This window comes from Verrucomicrobiia bacterium (assembly GCA_019634635.1).
In the GTDB taxonomy this organism is placed as follows: domain Bacteria; phylum Verrucomicrobiota; class Verrucomicrobiia; order Limisphaerales; family UBA9464; genus UBA9464.
Genome location: JAHCBB010000024.1, coordinates 22,718 through 41,552, shown reverse-complemented (window position 1 = coordinate 41,552; position 18,835 = coordinate 22,718). Strand labels below are relative to the sequence as shown.

15 protein-coding genes and 1 tRNA gene are annotated in these 18,835 nt (G+C 67.2%); 9 read left to right on the top strand and 7 right to left on the bottom strand.

The window, feature by feature from the left end:
- Positions 1 to 144 precede the first annotated feature (144 nt).
- Positions 145 to 1,602 (bottom strand): hypothetical protein, encoded by a 1,458-nt coding sequence (locus KF791_15035; GenBank protein MBX3733891.1) that lies wholly within the window; start codon positions 1,600 to 1,602, stop codon positions 145 to 147.
- Positions 1,603 to 1,726: 124 nt separating this feature from the next.
- Between KF791_15035 and KF791_15030 the strand changes: the two genes are divergently transcribed.
- The 3 genes from KF791_15030 (at position 1,727) to KF791_15020 (ending at position 4,622) form a co-directional block, all read left to right on the top strand.
- Positions 1,727 to 2,545, top strand: a complete 819-nt coding sequence (locus KF791_15030; protein MBX3733890.1) for a 1-acyl-sn-glycerol-3-phosphate acyltransferase — start codon at positions 1,727 to 1,729, stop codon at positions 2,543 to 2,545.
- Positions 2,526 to 3,227 carry a GNAT family N-acetyltransferase gene (locus KF791_15025; GenBank protein MBX3733889.1) on the top strand — a complete coding sequence of 234 codons (702 nt, stop codon included), beginning with the start codon at positions 2,526 to 2,528 and terminating at the stop codon, positions 3,225 to 3,227. Before KF791_15030 ends, KF791_15025 begins: the two co-directional genes overlap by 20 nt.
- A 132-nt stretch (positions 3,228 to 3,359) precedes the next feature.
- The gene (locus KF791_15020) at positions 3,360 to 4,622 is read left to right on the top strand and encodes an MFS transporter (GenBank protein ID MBX3733888.1); all 1,263 of its coding nucleotides are present in this window, start codon (positions 3,360 to 3,362) and stop codon (positions 4,620 to 4,622) included.
- Between the two features lie 26 nt (positions 4,623 to 4,648).
- On the opposite strand, the gene KF791_15015 is transcribed toward KF791_15020, so the two are convergent.
- On the bottom strand, positions 4,649 to 5,278 hold the full coding sequence (locus tag KF791_15015) for a hypothetical protein (protein ID MBX3733887.1): 630 nt from the start codon (positions 5,276 to 5,278) through the stop codon (positions 4,649 to 4,651).
- 145 nt (positions 5,279 to 5,423) lie between these two features.
- Here KF791_15015 and KF791_15010 point away from each other — a divergent pair, with 145 nt between their 5' ends.
- Positions 5,424 to 5,705, top strand: a complete 282-nt coding sequence (locus KF791_15010; GenBank protein MBX3733886.1) for a hypothetical protein — start codon at positions 5,424 to 5,426, stop codon at positions 5,703 to 5,705.
- Positions 5,706 to 5,730: 25 nt separating this feature from the next.
- Here the strand turns inward: KF791_15010 and infC are convergent, their stop codons facing one another.
- Positions 5,731 to 6,441, bottom strand: a complete 711-nt coding sequence (infC, locus tag KF791_15005) for a translation initiation factor IF-3 (protein ID MBX3733885.1) — start codon at positions 6,439 to 6,441, stop codon at positions 5,731 to 5,733.
- A 211-nt stretch (positions 6,442 to 6,652) separates the two neighbouring features.
- Here infC and KF791_15000 point away from each other — a divergent pair, with 211 nt between their 5' ends.
- Both KF791_15000 and KF791_14995 read left to right on the top strand, forming a co-directional pair.
- Positions 6,653 to 7,660, top strand: a complete 1,008-nt coding sequence (locus tag KF791_15000; GenBank protein ID MBX3733884.1) for a hypothetical protein — start codon at positions 6,653 to 6,655, stop codon at positions 7,658 to 7,660.
- Positions 7,657 to 9,123, top strand: coding sequence for an O-antigen ligase family protein (locus KF791_14995; protein ID MBX3733883.1), 1,467 nt, complete (start codon positions 7,657 to 7,659; stop codon positions 9,121 to 9,123). Before KF791_15000 ends, KF791_14995 begins: the two co-directional genes overlap by 4 nt.
- Here KF791_14995 and KF791_14990 read toward each other — a convergent pair.
- From KF791_14990 to rph, 3 genes are read right to left on the bottom strand one after another with little or no spacing between them, the layout of a single operon-like run.
- On the bottom strand, positions 9,062 to 9,997 hold the full coding sequence (locus tag KF791_14990; protein ID MBX3733882.1) for a 50S ribosomal protein L11 methyltransferase: 936 nt from the start codon (positions 9,995 to 9,997) through the stop codon (positions 9,062 to 9,064). The two genes, KF791_14995 and KF791_14990, sit on opposite strands and share 62 nt — an antisense overlap.
- The gene (locus tag KF791_14985) at positions 9,994 to 10,626 is read right to left on the bottom strand and encodes a histidine phosphatase family protein (protein ID MBX3733881.1); all 633 of its coding nucleotides are present in this window, start codon (positions 10,624 to 10,626) and stop codon (positions 9,994 to 9,996) included. Before KF791_14985 ends, KF791_14990 begins: the two co-directional genes overlap by 4 nt.
- Positions 10,623 to 11,348, bottom strand: coding sequence for a ribonuclease PH (gene rph / locus KF791_14980; GenBank protein MBX3733880.1), 726 nt, complete (start codon positions 11,346 to 11,348; stop codon positions 10,623 to 10,625). Before rph ends, KF791_14985 begins: the two co-directional genes overlap by 4 nt.
- Positions 11,349 to 11,857: 509 nt before the next feature.
- On the opposite strand from rph, the gene KF791_14975 reads away from it, so the two are divergent.
- A tRNA-Leu gene (locus tag KF791_14975) sits at positions 11,858 to 11,942 on the top strand.
- A 56-nt stretch (positions 11,943 to 11,998) separates the two neighbouring features.
- Here KF791_14975 and KF791_14970 read toward each other — a convergent pair.
- Positions 11,999 to 15,295 carry a hypothetical protein gene (locus tag KF791_14970; GenBank protein MBX3733879.1) on the bottom strand — a complete coding sequence of 1,099 codons (3,297 nt, stop codon included), beginning with the start codon at positions 15,293 to 15,295 and terminating at the stop codon, positions 11,999 to 12,001.
- Positions 15,296 to 15,496: 201 nt separating this feature from the next.
- Between KF791_14970 and rseP the strand changes: the two genes are divergently transcribed.
- Positions 15,497 to 16,903, top strand: coding sequence for an RIP metalloprotease RseP (gene rseP, locus KF791_14965; protein ID MBX3733878.1), 1,407 nt, complete (start codon positions 15,497 to 15,499; stop codon positions 16,901 to 16,903).
- A 53-nt stretch (positions 16,904 to 16,956) separates the two neighbouring features.
- Complete coding sequence (ispG, locus tag KF791_14960) at positions 16,957 to 18,756, top strand: (E)-4-hydroxy-3-methylbut-2-enyl-diphosphate synthase (GenBank protein ID MBX3733877.1); 1,800 nt, start codon at positions 16,957 to 16,959, stop codon at positions 18,754 to 18,756.
- The last annotated feature ends 79 nt before the right edge of the window (positions 18,757 to 18,835 follow it).

Below are 18,835 nucleotides of genomic sequence, written 5' to 3'. Positions count from 1 at the left end.
AATGCGCCTCGAAGTACGCGCGGCCCTCCGCCGTTTTCGGCGCAGGCAGACGCAGAACTCCCAAAGTTACTCAAGAATGCCAAAGATGCAGATCAGGCCCCAGAGAACCTCTCTGGACGGAAGTCCTTGATCCCATTTTGAGGGCTATCCGGACGCCGAAACATCCCGGAGGTCGGCCCGGGTGGATTCGTACGTGACGTGGTACTGCTCCACCTCGGCGCGAACGGGCACGCCGTTCCGCTCGCAGTACTGCCGATAGAGGCCCGGCCACCAGTTCTCGTGGGCGGTCAGCCCCTCGTCCCGCCATCGGGTCCATCCCAGGAGCACCTTGCTCCAGCAGGCATCCCCATACGCGACCGCCTGATGCGCATCGGCCATCTGGCTGACGTACCAGTCGCGGCCGACCCGGGCGTGGAGCACCTCATCCGCCCAATCGAAATCTTGAAACGTCGCCGCGAGCGGGTTGCCGGACCGCTGCCCCACCTCCCACTCATGGCGCTTGCCCGTTTTCGGCATCAGCCCCTGCTCGATGAAGTAGAGCACCGCATGGCGCTCCAGCGGCGTCAGCTGGGTGTTGAGGCCGAGGGACCAGGTGAAGTTCACCTTCACGTGCTGCGGCCAGTCCACCCCAAGGCTCGCAAAGCCGACCTCGCCCATCATCGCATGGCGGGCCTCGTCCCAAAGCTGACGGGTCATGTCCCGATGGAAGCCCCAGGGCTTTTCCGGCGACTCCGCAAGGATGCCGGCCATCACCTCGGGAACATCAATTTCGCGCAGCCGCTTGTAGAACATCATCAGCACCTTGGCGTCGGCGGGCTGCGACTCGTCGTACAGAAAAACCTCCGCATTCACGCCCATGTTGTAGGGATCCGGAAACCTGGCGTCGCGTCGGGGACGGCCGTCGAACACCCGGGGCTGCGCCGAACGGAGGCGTACCGGCACCGTTCCCCCGGCCCCGGCGCCATCAACGCCGCCTGCGGACGCCAGCGCCTCCCGGATGCACGCCATCGCCGGCAGGCAAGCCTCGCGCTCCGCGGGAGACACCAGGGCGGAGATCGCCCGCCGTCCGTAGGCTGCCAGATCCTCGAGTTCCAGAAGGGCCCAGCGGAGCAACCGGCGGGTGGGCTGGTCGGCCAGGGGATGGGTGACCTCCGCATGGCGCACCATCGCCTCCCGAAGCGCCGGCAGGGCCACCTCATAGAGCCCGAGCAACAGCTCCGCAGTGGTGTCCGCAGCCAGAATCTCGTCGAAGGCGACCTCCAGACCCGGATGCGGAATCCGTTCAAGTCCGAGGGGCGGCTCCCGCATCTCCCCGACTCGCGCCCGAAACGCCGTCACGTGCTCGGCGCACAGGTGGGCGTGCAGACTGAACGCCATCTTCAGCTCGTACACCGGCTCCGCGGTCAGGCGTCCGATGAAGATTCCGTGGAGTCGGAGGAGGACGTAATGGTGACGCTTGAGCCGGCGTACGGATTCCTCGACGGAGAGCCCCGGCCGTCCGGCTTCCGGGAAGGTTGCCAAACCGGCCAGTGGCGGCAGTCCGCGGTGCGTGCGGTAGGAAGTCAGCCAGGGGGATGCCGGGACTTGAGGAGCGGATTCCATACGCGGCTTGGCAGGTTAACCACCCCTCCGTCGCAAGGGCAAACCCCGGGAAGCCCGCGGCACCACGACACCATCGCGCTGGAGGCTTGCCAGCCGGTGTCCACCCGGCCGAGAACTCACCGCCATGGAGTTGACGTCCGTCAGAAGCGCTGCCCCGTCTGCCCCGGACGACGACGGGCTGGAACGTCCCACGTCCGCTCAATTCCTGGGCAATCCGCTGCCCCACCTGGAGGACCGCATCGTCACGCGATTCCTGTGCCGCCTGCTGCTGACGGTTTTCCGGCGCCAACTGGTGGGGTTCACCGGACGCGAACGAATCGGGGTCGCACAGGACCCCTTCATCCTGGCGATGAACCACTCCCAGGGGCCCGAGGCCATCCTGATCCCCACGTGGCTCTGCTTCGAGCGGGGGGGGCGGATGGTGCACTTCATGGCCGACTGGAACTTCCAGCTCATGCCCATTGTCGGCTGGATCATCCGGCTGCACGACCCCGTCCACGTCGTGCGCAAGGATGCACGACCGCGGTTCCTGAACCGGTTCAAGGACCGGTACCGCCGGCTCCCTCCGCCGTTCACGGAGGCTCGATACCGGCTGGAGTCGGGACGTTCCATCGGATTGTTTCCGGAGGGCACGGTCAATCGGCACCCCACCCGGATGCTTCGCGGGCACCTCGGCACCGCCCGGTTGTCCATCGAAACCGGAATCCCCGTCATCCCGGGCGGCATCCGCTTCCCGAGGCATCGCGGCGACGGTCCGATTGGCGATCGCGAACCCTTCAGCGTCCATTTCGGCACCCCAATTCACCCACCCGCGGTCGCACCGGTCTCTCCGCGAGGAGTCCACGAACACCACGCTCAAATCATGGCCGCCATCTCGACACTTTGCGGCAAGGAGTGGTATGCTGATTCAAGCCGGACGAAACATGTCTTCCCACCGAAATGACATCCGCGTGGCGCGCCTGGAGGGCGAGGCCGGTCGTCAACGCGCCCTCGCGGTGATGCAGGCGACCTACCGGGACGAAAAGAACTGGCTGAACCGGGACGACCAGCTGGTGGATCCGGCGGAGCTGGCGGATCCCGACGTTTCCTGGTTTCTGGCCACCCGGAATGACACCCCGGTCGGCGTTCTGCGGGCGCTGTACGCCCCGCCCCTGGATCTCTACGCCACTTACGGATTCCAACTGGTCACCCGGGAGCTCGATCTGGCGGCCTTCATCCGGAATCATCGCATCGCCGAGATCGGGCGCTTCGCGGTCGTGGCACCCCAGCGCGGACAGGTGCTGGTTTCAGCCGCCCTGATGCGGGCCGCGCTCGCGGAGGCCGTGGACCGGGGCTTCACGCACTACATCACCGATGTCTTTGAGGGGGAAGCCCACAGTCCGCTCGAGTTCCACAAGCGTGTGCTCGGATTCGAGGTGGTGGCGACGCATGAGGTGGGAGAGCTCAACTGCCCAAACCGCCGGATCACCCTGCTCCTCGACATCCGACGCGGCCTGCGGCGGCTCCGCGACTCCGGGAACTGGCTGTTCCGGCATCTGACGGAGGGCTGGAGCGCCGCACGTTTCCGTGCCGCGGGGCTGGAGGTTCCGGCCGCTCCGGCGCCGGCAACCGTCGAAGCCCGCTGACCGGCATCCGGATCCGCCCCGCTCTCAGGGAAGCCCGCCGGCGGCCGTTCGCGAGGCAGACCTCACGCGGCAACTTGCAACATCCGGGTCGCGGCTGGTTCACTCCGCCGTTCCCCGCGCATGAGCCCCCCGATGCACGCCCCGCCTCCCCGTCTCCGGGACATCACACGACCCCAATGGCGCGCGGGCATCGCGGCGTGGCTGGGATGGATGTTCGACGGGCTCGACATGCATCTCTACACCCTTGTGGCGACGCCGTTCGTCGCCGAACTGCTGCGCACGGCCGTCGCCGATCCTGCCGTCGGACGCCACGGCGCCGTGATCCAGGCGGCGTTCCTGACCGGATGGGCTCTCGGCGGGGCATTTTTTGGCCGGATCGGGGATCTGCTCGGACGCAGCCGCGCGCTGTCGCTCACGATCCTGACCTACGCGGCGTTCACGGGACTCTCGTTCGTGTCCACGGAGTGGTGGCACCTGATGATCTTCCGATTCCTTGCCGCGCTGGGCATCGGCGGGGAATGGGCGGTGGGCGCCTCGCTGCTGGCCGAGACCTGGCCCAAACGCTGGCGCCCCTGGCTCGCCGCCATCCTGCAAACGGGGGTCAACTGCGGTGTCCTGCTGGCCTGCTTGGCCGGACTGTTGCTTTCAAACGCCCCACCGCGTTGGATCTTCCTGGTCGGGGTGCTGCCGGCCCTCTTGGTGCTCTGGATCCGCAGGGCAGTGCCGGAACCTGAGGGCTGGCATGCAGCACGACAACAGCACGCGGGCAGGATGCCCGGAATCCTCGACCTGTTCCGCGGCCCCGTGGCGCGTGTCACCATTCCCGTGTTGATCCTTTGCGCCTTGAGTCTGACCGCTCACTGGACGTTCCTGTTCTGGCAGCAGGCCAACGTGCGTCAGCTGCCCATGGTGGCCGCCCTGGATCCCGCCGCACGAACCCGCTTCGCGACGACAGCACTGTTCCTGGTCATGGCGGGTTCCATTGCCGGAAACTTCTTCGCCGGCTGGCTTGCGAAGCGGTTCGGATACCGGCGGGCCATCCTGGGGCTTTTGATGGGTTACGGGATCACGATGCTCCTCACGTACGCGCGTTCGCTGGACTGGGCGCAATTGCGTCCGCTCCTCGTGCTGATCGGCCTGTGGCAGGGAGTCTTCGCCCTGTTCACCATGTGCCTGCCGCCCCTGTTTCCCGTGCTGCTCCGGACCACGGGTGCCGGCTTCTGCTACAACTTTGGCCGGATCGTCTCGGCCGCCGGCGTGGTATTTTTTGGCATTTTCACGACGGTGGGCGATACCCGGCGCGCGCTGTTCTTCGCCGGATTCCTGTTCCTTCCAGCCGCAATCGCCGCCCTGTGGCTCCCCGAGCCCAAGGACGACTCTCTTGTGGAAACCTGATCCGGCCCAGCCAGGGGGGAAACCGATCAAACGACGCTGACCACCCGTAGCGCCACGGCCGTCAACCCGAGGATCCACAGCGGCTCCGGGTCGCCCGAAGGCACCACGGACCGTTTGTCCACCAGCCAGGGAGTGGTCACCACATGCGTGGCAGCCAGCACCAGGGTCCAGGAAAGGAGCATCGCCGGACGCCCGACACCGGCAGCCATCATCGCGACGAGCGCCAGCCCGAGTGAGGTCAACAACACCCGGATTCCGAAAAGGGAATGATGCGCCTGTGGCCGGAGCAGCCATCGGGCGGCCAACCGCCCCCCCAGCGCCAGGGTCACGCACTGGCCCCCCGCCTGCACCGGGAAAGCGGAGGGACCGGTCACCCACTGCGAGGCCACAATGCCCAGCGCGGCGGCAATTCCAGCCGCACTCAAGAGGTTCTGCAGGGGAATCCGGCGCATTCCGAATGCGACCACGGCCGCACCCGCAACCCACCAGAGCATGGTTGCCACGACCTGAACCCGGCCGGCCGGTTCGGGACCCATCCGGATCCAGATCAGCGCCGGGCCCACGAGCATCACGAGCACCGACGCGACCGCCCGGAGGCCTGACCCACGACGTCCCGGCATCGGGGGCACGGCAATCAACGGCTCCGGTAGCGGCATCCAACCGCGAGCGTAGGCTGCCCGCGCCTTGGGGTCACGCCCCCATGGCGGAAGAAACGTTGATGTGTCGTCACGGTGTCCCGCCGATCCCGCGTTCTGGCAATCCCGTTGAGACCTCATGCCGCCCGGTGATACCCTCCCGCAGATGAAATCCGCCTACGAACTCGCAATGGAACGGCTCAAGGGGGGGACGCCCTCCGCACCCCTTTCAAAGGCCCAGCGCGGCGAGCTTGCCGAACTGGATGCGGTCTATCAGGCGCGTGTTGCCGAGAAGGACCTCGCCATGCAGGCCGCCGTCGCGGGACTTCTGGCTCAGGGCGATGAGGAACAGGCGAACGCCGCTCGCGCCCGGTTCGTCGCCGAAAAACAGGAACTGCTGCAGGAACTTGAGTCCCGCAAGGACGCCGTGCGCCACCCCGGCCGGTAACCCGCGGTCGGCCTCAGCCTCAGCCTCACGGTGCCGACTGAATCGGTGCCGACGGGCCGGCGACCGCCAGTTCGGGCGGCTCCGGAACCGACGCCGGCGCCCTGCCGGTATTGCCCGTCTTGTCGCCGGCCGCCGGTTCGGAAACCGCAGCGGCCTCGCCCTCGGGTTCCTTGGGATTGCGCGCACGCTTGGCCCGGGGCAGCGGGCTCACCATGACGTTGATCGAGCGTCCCACCAGCTTCGGGGTGAAGTCCGGATGCCCCCACGGTGAAAGATCCTTGAGAAACTTCTGCACCACGCCCATGCCGATCTCGGTGTGGGCCATCTCGCGCCCGCGAAAACGCAGTGACACCTTCACCTTCATGTCCTCGCACAGGAATCCCACCGCATGATCCTGCTTGATTCCCAGGTCATGCGGATCAATCCGCGGGGTCAACTGGACTTCCTTGACGATGTTGGCGTGGTGATGCTTGCGGGAATCGCGCTCGCGCTTGGCCTGCTCGTACTTGAACTTGCCGAAATCCACGATGCGGCACACCGGCGGGTTGGCCGAGGCCGAGACCTCCACAAGATCGAACCCCTGGCTGCGCGCCATGTTGATCGCGGCGCCGAGATCCATCACCCCGATCTGGGAGCCGTCGGAACCAATGACCCGGACTTCGCGGGCACGAATCTTCCCGTTGACTCGAAACTGGGGGGGCGGAGGGGAGTGACGGGAGAGATACGGGCGGCTCAAGCTGCTCTCTCCTTTTGAAGTGTGGCCATGACGAATCGGAAACCTGCAGGTCGCGATCGCGACTTACGGCGACGATGACGCCCGGATTCCGCCGGAGGGGCAAGCCTATTCTGCTGAGCTCAACCGGGTTGCTTGTCCCCCGCAGCGGAGTGCTGCCGGTTCCGGACGCAGCCTTGCTGCGGAGCCGGCTGCACGATACACAGCCGGGGCGATGAGCGTCGAACCCCGCCCCGCGGTCCATGCCTCCGAACTGCTGGTGCGCAGCCTCGGGAAGGGGCGTCTGGGACATGCCTATCTGTTCGCCGGCGACGACTCCGGCGTGCTCGAAGAGGCCGCGATGCACCTCGCCCAGGCCCTGACCTGCACCGCCGGGCCCGAAGCAAGGCCCTGCGGGGCCTGCCCGGCCTGCCGGCGAACGGCCGGCGCAGGACATCCGGACGTCACCTGGGTGCGACCTGGGAAGAAGAGCCGCATCCTCTCCATAGACCAGATCCGGGAGCTCATCCAACGGGTGTCGCTCCGCCCCACGGAGGCCCGACACAAGGTCGGCGTTCTGGTGTCCGCCGAACGGCTCCGCGTCGAGGCGGCCAACGCTTTTCTCAAGACCCTCGAGGAACCGCCGCGCGACTCGGTGTTCGTGCTGCTCACCCTGGACCCGGACCAAGTGCTGGAGACGCTGCGTTCCCGCTGCCTGCGTCTCAACTTCGGCAGCGGCAGCATCCGGATCGAGCCCGACGTCGCCCGCTGGCTCGAAGGGTTTGCCGGCGCCGTCACCGCGGCATCGGCATCCCTGCTCGACCGCTACCGGCTCGTGGAATCCCTGCTCTCGGAACTCGAGTCCACCCGCTCGGGCATCGAGGAGACCCTCACCGCCACCTCGCCGCTGAAGCGCTTCACCGACGCCGATCCCGCGCAACGGGACCGCTGGGAGGATGAACTCGACGCCGCCGTGGAGGCGGAATACCGGAGGCGCCGCTCTCAATTCCTGGCGGGGGTGCATGCGTGGCTGCGCGACATCTGGGTGCGCACCCTGTCGCCGGAGGCGCCCGCCTTCGTGCCTGCGTTGACCGATGCGACGGCCACCGTGGCCCGCCGCATCAACCCGACCGACGCCCGCGGGAACCTGGAGGCCTGGGAGCGCACCTCGCGCCTGCTCCTGGCCACCAATGCCCAGGAGGCGCTGGTCATGGAAGTCGGGCTGCTCCGGCTCAAGCTGTGACCCACCCCGCGCCCTCACACGCCGCCGCCGCCGTGGTCCCCGACCGCCATGCCCGCCCGTGGCTGGTGGCCTGGGGCGCACTGCTCGGGCTGAGCCTGCTGAAGTTCGGCAACCCCGTCGTGCTTGACCGCCAGATCCCGGTGCCGGCCTCCATGGCGGAGGCGTTTGCCGATCCCTGGCCGGTGCGCTGGGCCCTCGTCCTCGGTGCGCTCCTCCTCATCGCTGGCGGCGTGATCGCGTGGAGGAGTCTTGTGGCCCGGTGCGCCCGGTTGCCGGTGCTGCTCTGGCTTGCGCCATCGCTCTGGCTCGGATGGCAGTTCCTCTCCACGGCCCAATCCGAGGATCGTTCCCTCTCCTTCGGGACACTCGCGCAGTTCGGCGGCGTCGCCGGGGCGTACGCCGCCGGCATCGCCTTCATCACCGACCGGCGCCGGCTCACCTGGGTGCTGGCCGGGGTGCTGGCCGGGTTCTGCATCTGCCTGATGCGCGCGGTCAACCAGCGCACCGAATTCCCGCAGGTCCGTGCGGCATTGATCGAGGGTGAACGCACGGGCTGGACCAACTTTCCGCCGGCTGCGGTCCGGGACCTTGAGCGGCAGCAGTTGATCGTCGTCACCAATGGTCTCCGCGTCGCCAACCCCCTCATCCTCCTCAAGCTCGATCGCGGACGCGTCCACGGCACGCTCGTGTATCCCAACGCGCTCGCCGGGGCCGTGCTGCTGCTGCTCCCGGCCCTGTGGGTTCTGGTGCGGGAGTGGACCCTTCCCGGGCGTCCCGTCACCCGGTTCGCGGCAATAGGCCTGCTCCTCCTGCTTGGCATCGTTGCGCTCGCCTGGAGCGGCTCGAAGTCCGGCTGGCTGATCGCACTGATGATGATCGGAGCCCTGGGATTGCGGCTGCCGCTCCCCCTGCCGCCGCGGTGGCGTCGGGCTGCCGTGGCCACCGTGGCCGCCGCAGGGCTCCTCGTGTTCGCCCTGCGGTTCCAGGAATACTTCGGCGCCGGCGCCACCAGCGTGGGTGCCCGATTCGACTATTGGAGATCGGCCGTCCATACGACCCTCGACGAGCCGTGGCTGGGCACGGGACCCGGCACCTTCCAGCGGTCGTACGCGGCACGGAAGTCACCGGAGTCCGAGATGGCCCGGCTGGCCCACAACGATTACCTGGAGCAGTTCTCGGATTCCGGCGTCGCCGGCGGAATTCTGTATCTCGCGTGGATTGGCGGCTGGGTGTGGGTGTCCGCCCGACGTGCCTGGACGGGTCCCGATCCGCTGGTGCTGGCCGCCGCCCTCGGCGTCACAGCGTGGTTCGCCCAAGGGTTGAGCGAGTTCAGCCTGTACGTTCCCGCCCTGGCGTGGACGGCGTTTACGCTCGCCGGGGCGGTCACCGTTCTGACCACACTCACGGCGCCCGAAACCAGCCCGACCGCCACTCCCCTTCCGTCCGCGCCCCGCACCTCCTGAGTCCGCTTCCCTCCAGAGCGCGCTCCACCGAGGGAAACTGCTCCCGAAGGATGCCCGCCACCACCAGGGCACCACCGGACTTCAGCCGGGCGACCAGGCGGGCCCGCTCTGAAACCAGCAGATCCGCCATCAGGTTGGCACACACCACGTCATACCGCCTGTCGGGCCGGCGCGGGAGGCGCGTCAGGTCGGCAACCTCCGGAACAATCCGGTCGGCCACGCCGTTCAACCGGCAGTTTTCACCCGCAATCCGCACCGCCGCGGGATCGTGATCCAAGGCGCCCACCGGACCATACCCCAGCCGGGCGGCCGCAATCGCCAGCAGGCCGCTGCCGGTGCCGACGTCCCAGAGCGACTGCAGGCGGTCCGGCCGCCTCAGGGCCACGATGCGCTCGAGGCAGTAGCGCGTGGTTGCGTGCTGGCCAGTGCCGAAACTCAGGCCGGGATCCAGCAGGACCCGGACCTGACCGGAGCGCGGACGCCTCCGGCTCCAGGTGGGCAGCACCAGCAGCAACTGCCCGATGGCGATGGGCTTGAAATGCCGCTTCCACGATTCACTCCAGTCCCGGGCAGGCACGCGGCGCATGCGAACCGTCACCGGACCCGTGACTTCTCCGCCGGCGCAAAGCGCCTTGAGACGTCCCTGCAGCCGCGACCGCATCGGGGCGGCCTGAGCCCGGGACAACGGCAGGTACGCGCTGACGGTGCACTCTCCGGTGGTGAGATCCGTGAAGGTGACCGGCGGGCTTCCGCATTCGGATTCCAGCAGGGCCGCGACCGGTCCCTCGTCCCCGGGCCGCACGCCAACGGCAACTTGCCGCAGGGGTTCCCCGTCCCCGGAGGCCCCGATGTCAACACGCCGGCCACGATTCATGGCAGGTCCCGCCACGGGGTGAAGTTGAGCAACTGGATTTCGTTGCGGACCCGCCCCGCCTTGACCACACCCACCTCCACCCAGGTGACGCTCGCATAGTCCACCTCCACATGCTCGAACCACCGCAGTGGCAGGCCCAGCAGATACGACAGCAGCCCGCGAATCACGCCTCCATGGCAGAAGATGCCCACCGTTTTCCCGGCCTGCTCGTCCAGGATCTGGCGGATGGCCGCGACCAGCCGGTCCTGAAAGGTCTGCAGGGTCTCGGCCCCGGCAACGCGGTCCTCTTCGAGATGATGCAGCCAGTCATACGCCGACATGCCGAAACGGGCCTCCACATCGTCCCAGCCCAGTCCGGTCCAGTCCCCAAAATCAATTTCCCTCAGCCCGGGGAGGATCACCGGATCGGCATCGAAAAACCGCCGGGCCGGTTCCCAGGTCAACTGCACGCGCCGCATGGGGCTGGCATACACCGCGTCGAGGCGCGTGCGGGCCAGCCAGTGGGCCAGGCGTGCCGCCTGGAGGTGCCCGTGGTCCGACAACTCCATGTCAATCCGGCTGCCGCCAAAGATCCGGTGGTAGCGCGATTCGACCTCGCCGTGGCGGATCAGATAGAGCGTGGTTTTCACCCGGCGGCGAGGGCGCCCGTCTGGGCCTCGAGAAGCCGGGTGATGCCCTGACGCCCGAGCTGCAGCATCGTGGCCAGCTGGCCATCCGTGAACGTGGCCTCCTCGCCGCTGGCCTGAAGTTCGATGAATTCCCCCGCGCCGTTCATCACCAGGTTCAGGTCCACCGCGGCGGCGACATCCTCGCTGTAGTCCAGGTCGAGCAGCACCGCGCCGGCCACCACGCCCGTGCTGACCGCGGCCAAGGGCGACCGGATGGGGTCCGCGGTGAGGAGGCCTTCGGACCGGAGACGCCGCACGGCCAGGCTCAGCGCGACCCACGCACCGGTGATGCTGGCGGTCCGGGTGCCACCATCCGCCTGCAGGACGTCGCAATCCACCCAGACGGTGCGCGGTCCGAGGGCCTCCAGGTCCACCACGGCCCGCAGGGAACGGCCGATCAGCCGCTGGATCTCCTGGGAGCGGCCATCCAGCTTCAGCTTGGAAATATCCCGCGCCTTCCGGTCGGGCGTCGAGTAGGGAAGCATGGAATACTCGGCCGTCAGCCAGCCCCCCTCCACCTTCCGGGCTTTCATCCAGCCGGGAACCGACTCCTCGACCATCGCGGCACAGATCACGCGGGTGTTGCCCCATTCGATCAGCGTGGATCCCGTGGCCTGCGGCGCCACGTGGTTTTGAAATCGGACCGGGCGCAGCGCGTCCGCCCGTCGTCCATCGCGCCGCAATTCGGGCGCCCCTTCGGGATTGCTCATTGGCGGGCGGAACGTACCGCCCGCCTCGCACGCGGAGCAACCCCGGAGGGGCAAGGACGACAAGGGACGGCCAGGAATCGGACCGGGGACTGTCCCAACCAAGACCCGGATCAACTCGATTGCGCCATGGCACGAGCGAGAAGCAACGTAGGAAGCACCGCCACATCGGGTTGTTGCGCGTGCGGCGGGGTTGTGCGCGACCGATGCCGGAGCAACTCGCCTTCGTCGCGAAGTGTCGTGGACTGCGCCAGCCCTCTGGCGCTTTCGCCCAAGGCGAGGCCAACCCGGGGTGTGGAGAGTCGTCCGGCGTGGGGCGGACGCGCGGTGCCAAAGCGGCAGAGGGCTGCCGCACTCCACGACCCGCCTTGCAGGCGATGCATCCCGCATGGGTTTGCGTCGCCAAAATCCCCGAAACTCCTCAAAAAGGAACTTGTCGAACGTGCGTCGCCCGCCTATTTCCACTCCGCTTCAAGGTTCCTGCTGCGCCCGTGGCGGAATTGGCAGACGCGCTAGATTCAGGTTCTAGTGAGTAACATCGTACAGGTTCAAGTCCTGTCGGGCGCACCACTCCCCTTCCCGTCCGCCCGCATTGACCTCGCCCCGGGGTCGTCAGGTCGCGCCCTTCAGCGGATCTCCACCGCCTGGTAGAACCGGACATCGCCGTCATCCGACACCGCGTCGCGGGCGAACACGGCCTCCGCCCCGGAAGGATAACGGCCGACGGGCGTCCAGTGCCGGAGGTCGGAGCTCACCTGCAGTTCGTGGACGACTCCCTCCGAAACCTCCGGAAGTTCGAGGCAGATCTGGTGGGATCCGTCGGGCAACGGGTCCACGCCAATCAGACGGGGCGTTCCCTCGCCGTTCGTCGCCGGATCCCGCTTTCGGACCGGCACCGACTGACCATCGAACGATGCCATGCCGCGGACGGTATCGGCGCCCCCCGGGCCCCGCAGCGTGTACTCCCAGGTAATGGCACCGCCGCCGGTGGTGGGCCCCCAGCGCAGGATCCGTTGCGACGCCTCAAAGACGCCGTCGTCGCTGACATTCGAGACAACCGCCTCGGCGGCCAGATGTTCCTCGACGGCAAACGCCCGGGTGCCCGGAGCCGGGATGACGCGCACACGAACCCGGACGGATCCGTCATCCAGCAATTGCCCGCTGCGTAAGCAGGTACCAGTGAAGCCAGGGGGGGTGGCCGCACCTTCTCCGTCCGCCCATCCGGTCGGTGCGAGGACCCAGCAAAGCGGCGGGGCGCCGGCTCCCGGATCGTACCGGTAGCGCTCGCCTCCCTGCCACAACGCGGCCACCCGGGTGACGTAGTCCATGGGAATCGGCTGCGGCCCGGCCGGCCACGGCTGACCGCGCTTCCATGCGGCCGCATAGGCGGTGAGTTCCGAGGCCGTCAGCACGTAATCTTCCGGCGCATCATCCGCGGGGTGCGTCACGACGGACCTCAGGACCTGATCGCCACGGATCGGCGATTCCACCCCGTCGGCGACGCCCACACCATCAAATGGAGCCGCATCCACGACGAAATTTGGCACCAGTTCATAGGTCAACGAACGCGGGGCGGCGTCGAAGAAGGGTCCGAACTTCAAGCGACCGGTCCGCGGGTCCACGACGCCGCCATGGCTGATGGCACGAACCTCCCAGAATGGCGCCGGCAGGTCCGGCCGACCGGGCATGGGCCGGGTGAAGGGCGGCTGCTCCTCAACGACATGGGCTGAGGTGGTCGCCGCCGGGTTTACCTCCAGACGAACGACGAGCGGCCGGCCGGCGCCATGGCGTTCGGGGAGGATGCGCCGCACGAACGACACGGGCGGGTCTTCGGGGGTCACCACGATGCTCCGCGGCGCCGACACCACACGAACGCCGTCCGCCCGCACGGCAAAGGCACGAAGTTCATGGCGTCCCGCCGGCGCGCCGTCCCAGGTCATCCGGTGATCGAGCACCACCCCGGGGGCCAGCCGGCATTCCGGACACGAAAACACCGATTCTCCAATCCGCTGCCGCCCGGCGAAGAATTCCACGTGGATCAGGGCGCCGGCGGGGTCCACCGCCTGGACGTGCAGCGGGATCGGATGCCCACGAAGGAAGCGGTCGCCGTCCGCGGGAAGGATCCACTCAATCGCTGCCTCCGTGGGTCCCGCGTGGACCGTGACCGGCGGCGAGGTCACGGCCAGATCGGCGCCAAACCAGCCAACGGCCTCAAGGTCGTACCGCCCGGGTGCCGATGGCGTCCACGACAGGCTGTTGAACACCGGGGTGCCCGGAGGGACGAACGCATCCAGCAGGCAAACCTGGCACGATTCCCCGATCTTCTGCCCGTTGGCAAAAAACTCGACGGTCCCGACCACCGACTTGGGATCCATGCCGATCGTCTCGATGGACACCGGAACACCCGTCGGAATCCGAGCACCCTCGACCGGCGACAGCACCACGAGTGAAGCGGCATCCGCATCCAGAATCGCCACCGATGCCACGCCGGGGGCCCCGATTTGGTAGGCGCCGGTCCACGGCCAGATCAGCGGCATGAACGGAGGTTGAACCAGTTCCAACCGGACCAGCTCCACACCCTCGACAAGGTCATCCGCCTCGGCGGTGAACGAGACGGTGGTCTCCGACTCGCCGGCGGGAAACGTCGCCACCTTCAGGAAGTCGGGGTGGGGCAGGTTGGCCCCGGGCGCCGCATCGGCATCCTGCGGAATCGGATGATTCCACTGATAGTCCACACCCGGCGTCGCGGTGCCGCCGACCGTGAGGTACACCGTCAGCGGGGGAAGGTCCACGGATCCTCCGGAGCGGTTCAGGACGAAGCTGCCATGGCGGCTCTTGAGGTCGCCGTGTTCAAAAGCGGGATTCTTGCCCGGCGCAATGGTCACCAGCGGCGGGATCCACTCGCCCCCGACACGGATGAGCCGTGAACGCTCCGTGACCACCAAGGTTCCATCGGGCAATGGGGCACGCACCGTGATGGGGTGGTCGCCCCGAGGCGCATCGGTCCAGATGAACTCGTGTCCGATGGGCGAACCCGGGGGCGGCGCCTGGATGAAGTTCACGACCGATTCACCGATCTTCCTGCCGTTGGCAAGGAACTCAACGTGCGGCACGTAGCCCTCACGCCAGGTGGCCACAATGCGAATGAGTATCGGCGACCCCAGTGGATGGTCCCGCCCCAATTCGGGCGCTTCAAAGACAAACTGCGGCTCGTCATCTTCGATAAGTGCGCGCGCGCGACCCCGCAGAGGATCCACCTGGTAGGACTCCACCGGTCCCATGGTCGGAGAAGGGTCGAGTGCCAGAACGACCGACTCGGGTCCTTCGCTCAAAAGGTCATCGAGGACGGCCAGCCGGACCTCAGCGTGCGATTGACCCGCGGGGATCATCACCGGCCCCCCGGGCACCTCAAAATCCCTCCCCGGCTCAGCGTCCCCTTCAAAGTGGAAGAACACCGGCAGATCACGTTCACCGTCGCCACTCCGACGAATGCTGAATCCGAGCTCCCGCGGCGCCCCGCCCGGAGTCAAAGGCCCCTCACGGACGGCTGTCGGCGGCGTAACGTCCACCCAGACCACCGGCACACGCGGATCTCCGAGCACCGAAATCCGGACCCCCGCCGATACCACCGCAATTCCTGCCCGGGAAACCGCCCGTGCCTGGAGGATGTGGGTGCCGGCCGGAGGATTCTCCCACGGATATTCGTGGGTGCGGGGCCGGCCTGGAATCTCGACGTCCCGGGTGAGGATCTGCGACACCCCAATTCGCCGGTCCCCGGCAAAGAACTCCACCGTGCGGATCTCCCCGTCCGGATCCACCGCCACCGCCTGCAGCAGCACGTCCTGTCCGGACTGAAAACGCGCACCGTCCCGGGGCTGAACCAGCCGGAGCGAGGCGGCGGCGGATCCGGGAATGTCTGGCAATCCCGATGCCTGACCCCAACCCAACCCGCAAAGGAGCGCGACCACTCCAAGCATCCCCGCCGTCCGCTCTCCTCTCATGGATGCGATAAGCTCGCCGCCTTCAGAATCCAAGGCAAGGACGGCGTCGGCCGATCGCGCCATGCCGGATGTGCACGGTACGTTGCCTTTGGGAGGCGCCCCGCCTAGGTTCGCGACTCAGGTATGGAATCCCTACTGGGTTGGATCTACGTCGCCGGGGCGGTGATTGTGCTCTTCGGAGCCAGCATCTTCGTCCACGAATACGGCCACTACTGGATGGCACGCCGCCGGGGAATGAAGATCGAAGGGTTCTCGCTCGGATTCGGACCGAAGATCTTTTCGTGGATGCAGGACGGCGTGGAGTGGTCCGTGCGGTGGATCCCCGCAGGCGGGTTCGTGAAGCTGCCGCAAATGATCACCTCGGAGGCCATTGAGGGCAAAGGAGCCTCCGAAGGCCCGCCGGCACCCCCGGTGTCCCGAATCCTCGTCGCCGCCGCCGGTCCGGCGATGAACATCGTATTCGCACTCCTGATCGCCACGCTCCTCTGGGGAATTGGCCTCCCGGTTCTGGTCAACCCCCCCATCATCGGGCGGGTGGATCCCGCGTCGGTGGAGGGGCAGCTCGGAGTCCGTGCCGGCGACCGGATCGTCGCCATCAACGGGCAGCCGGTCGGCTCCTGGCAGGACATCAATCTCGAAGTCATCACCGCCCTGACCAACGTGGTCAACGTGACCTTCCAGCGGGAGGGAAACTCCTTCACGGCCCCCCTCCCCACCCGGCGCTCGGAAACCCTCGGTTTGAAGTGGCTGGATCTGGAGCCTCAGGAACGCCCGATCATCGGGCTCCTCGAATCCGGGATGCCCGCGGAGGGTGCGGGGCTGCAGGCCGGGGACAAGTTCCTGTCCTTCGACAGCGTTCCGGTGCTGAATCAGGAGCACCTGACGGAACTGATCCGGAAGGCCGAGGGACGCTCCTGCGAGGTGGTGATCGAACGTGGCGGGGAAAAACTGCAGTTCCAAATCACCCCGATCTTTGATCCAAAGACGGACCGCGGCCGCATCGGCATCGGCTTTGCCGGAGGCCACTACGAGGTGCAACGACCGGGTCCGACTCCGTGGGCCCAGTTTTCCGAGGTGCTGCGGTTGATGGGCAAGACGTTCACCGCGCTGTTCCACTCCCGTGAAACGGGGGTGGGGGCCAAGGACATGAGCGGGCCGGTGGGCATCCTCGGAAAGCTCGCGGTGGACGTGAAGACCGACTTCCGCCTGGCGCTGAAGTTCATGGTCATGCTGAACATCAACCTCGCCCTGCTCAACCTGCTGCCGCTCCCGGTGCTCGATGGCGGCCACATCCTCATGGCCCTGTACGAGCTCGTGACCCGCCGCCGGGTCGGGGTCCGCTTCCAGGAATACGCCACGACGGCCTTCGCGGTGCTCCTGATCTCGTTCATGCTGTACGTGACCTTCTACGACGTGCGGCGCGCCTCCATCTTCGGGCAGTTGCTCCGCCAGAAGAGCTTTGTCGAGTCCCCCCGGGCCGTGGAACCCGTCCCTGAACCCGCCGCCGGAGTCCCCGCCGCCGACCGCTGAAGCGCCCCCCTCGACGCCGGCCGGGAGTTCCGCCAAGAATGGGGCCTGTGACCATGCGCTATTGCCCGTCTCCCTGGAGCCATTCCCGACGCCCCGCGCGCGAGGTCGTTGTCGGGGACCCGGCCCGCGGCGGCGTGATCATTGGCGGCAACCACCCGGTGGTGAAGCAGTCCATGCTGACTTGCGACACCATGGACACCGCCGCCTGCGTCCAGCAGACCCTCGACCTTGTCGCCGTGGGGTGTCAGATCGTCCGGATCACGGCCCCCACGGTCAAGGATGCCGCCAATCTGGAGCCCATCGTCCGCGAGCTGCGCGCCCGGGGTTGCCTCGTGCCGATGGTGGCCGACATCCACTTCAAGCCCGAGGCGGCCATGGAGGCGGTGAAGTGGGTGGAGAAGGTGCGGGTGAACCCGGGGAACTATGCCGACAAGAAGAAGTTCGCGGTGATCGAGTACTCCGACGCCGATTATGCCGCGGAACTGGAACGGATCGAGCGGGCCTTCACGCCGTTGGTTCTTGAGGCCAAACGCCTTGGGCGTGCGCTCCGCATCGGCACCAATCACGGATCCCTGAGCGACCGCATCATGAATCGGTATGGCGACTCCCCACTGGGCATGGTGGAAAGCGCCATGGAGTTTGCGCGGATCTGCCGAAGCCACGGGTTCCACAACTTCGTCTTCTCGATGAAGTCGTCGAACCCGAAGGTGATGATCGAGTGCTACCGCCTGCTGGCGGCGCGCCTGGAGGCGGAGGGTCCCGACTGGAACTACCCGCTTCACCTCGGGGTGACCGAGGCCGGCGAAGGCGAGGACGGCCGGATCAAATCCGCGATCGGCATCGGCTCCCTGCTCTGCGACGGCCTTGGCGACACCATCCGCGTCTCGCTCACCGAGGACAGTCCACGGGAGATCGCCGTGTGCAGCGACCTGATCGCCCAGATCCCGGACCTGGCCCACGTCGGCTCCGGACCGTTGCCGGCGGCAACCGACGAACTCCCGTTCGATCCGTTTCGTTACGAGCGCCGGTGCTCCGCGGAAGCCGACCTGGGTGAACTGCGGGCCGGCGGGGAACAGACGGTGCGGGTCGTGATGTCCCGGGCCGCCGTGGAACAGGTGGCCCCCAGGATCCCGGTCGGGGCGGATGTGCGCCCCGAGGCGGTGTTGGAGGATCTCAACCTGCTGGAACTGGACCCATCGGCACCGATCTCCATCGGCGCCATTCCGTGCGACACGCAGCTGGTCACCGTGGCCGATGGCGTGCCTCTCCCGCCGATCCGCGCCTTTCGTCTGCTCGCGCTCCAATTGCACCGGCTCGGACGACGCAATCCGATCCTGATCAAGGATTGCCTGAACACCCCGCCGCCCCGCCTCACCCCGGAGACCGCGCTGCTTCGTGCCTCGGTGAACCTGGGGTCCCTTCTCGCGGACGGCATCGGCGACGCGATCCTGATCCGGGGTGAGCCCGGCGCGGGGCAGTCCCTGCGGCTTGCCTACAACATTCTCCAGGCCGCGGGATGCCGCTCATTCAAGACCGACTACGTCGCGTGTCCCAGCTGCGGACGAACGCTGTTCAACCTCCAGACCGTCACCGCCCGGATCAAGGCCCGGACCGACCACCTCAAGGGGGTCAAAATCGCAATCATGGGATGCATCGTGAACGGTCCCGGGGAGATGGCGGATGCCGATTTTGGCTACGTCGGCGGCGCCCCAAACAAAATCAATCTCTACGTGGGCCGCAGGGCCGTGAAATTCAACATCCCCGAGGCCGAAGCCGTGGAACGTCTCGTGGACCTGATCAAGGAACACGGGAAATGGGTCGAGCCAAAGCCGCACGCCGAAGTTCCTGCGTGATGACAATCCATCCAGATTCAGGAATATGACGCGATTTCGATCCATCATTGATGCCAAAACATGATTTTTTAGTTGCCAG

Coding starts and splice junctions, on each gene's coding strand:
- KF791_15020 (MBX3733888.1), top strand. CDS start 3,360: ATGCACGCCCCGCCTCCCCGTCTCCGGGACATCACACGACCCCAATGG.
- KF791_15030 (MBX3733890.1), top strand. CDS start 1,727: ATGGAGTTGACGTCCGTCAGAAGCGCTGCCCCGTCTGCCCCGGACGAC.
- ispG (MBX3733877.1), top strand. CDS start 16,957: ATGCGCTATTGCCCGTCTCCCTGGAGCCATTCCCGACGCCCCGCGCGC.
- KF791_15000 (MBX3733884.1), top strand. CDS start 6,653: ATGAGCGTCGAACCCCGCCCCGCGGTCCATGCCTCCGAACTGCTGGTG.
- KF791_15015 (MBX3733887.1), bottom strand. CDS start 5,278: ATGCCGCTACCGGAGCCGTTGATTGCCGTGCCCCCGATGCCGGGACGT.
- KF791_15025 (MBX3733889.1), top strand. CDS start 2,526: ATGTCTTCCCACCGAAATGACATCCGCGTGGCGCGCCTGGAGGGCGAG.
- KF791_15035 (MBX3733891.1), bottom strand. CDS start 1,602: ATGGAATCCGCTCCTCAAGTCCCGGCATCCCCCTGGCTGACTTCCTAC.
- rseP (MBX3733878.1), top strand. CDS start 15,497: ATGGAATCCCTACTGGGTTGGATCTACGTCGCCGGGGCGGTGATTGTG.
- KF791_14990 (MBX3733882.1), bottom strand. CDS start 9,997: ATGAATCGTGGCCGGCGTGTTGACATCGGGGCCTCCGGGGACGGGGAA.
- KF791_15010 (MBX3733886.1), top strand. CDS start 5,424: ATGAAATCCGCCTACGAACTCGCAATGGAACGGCTCAAGGGGGGGACG.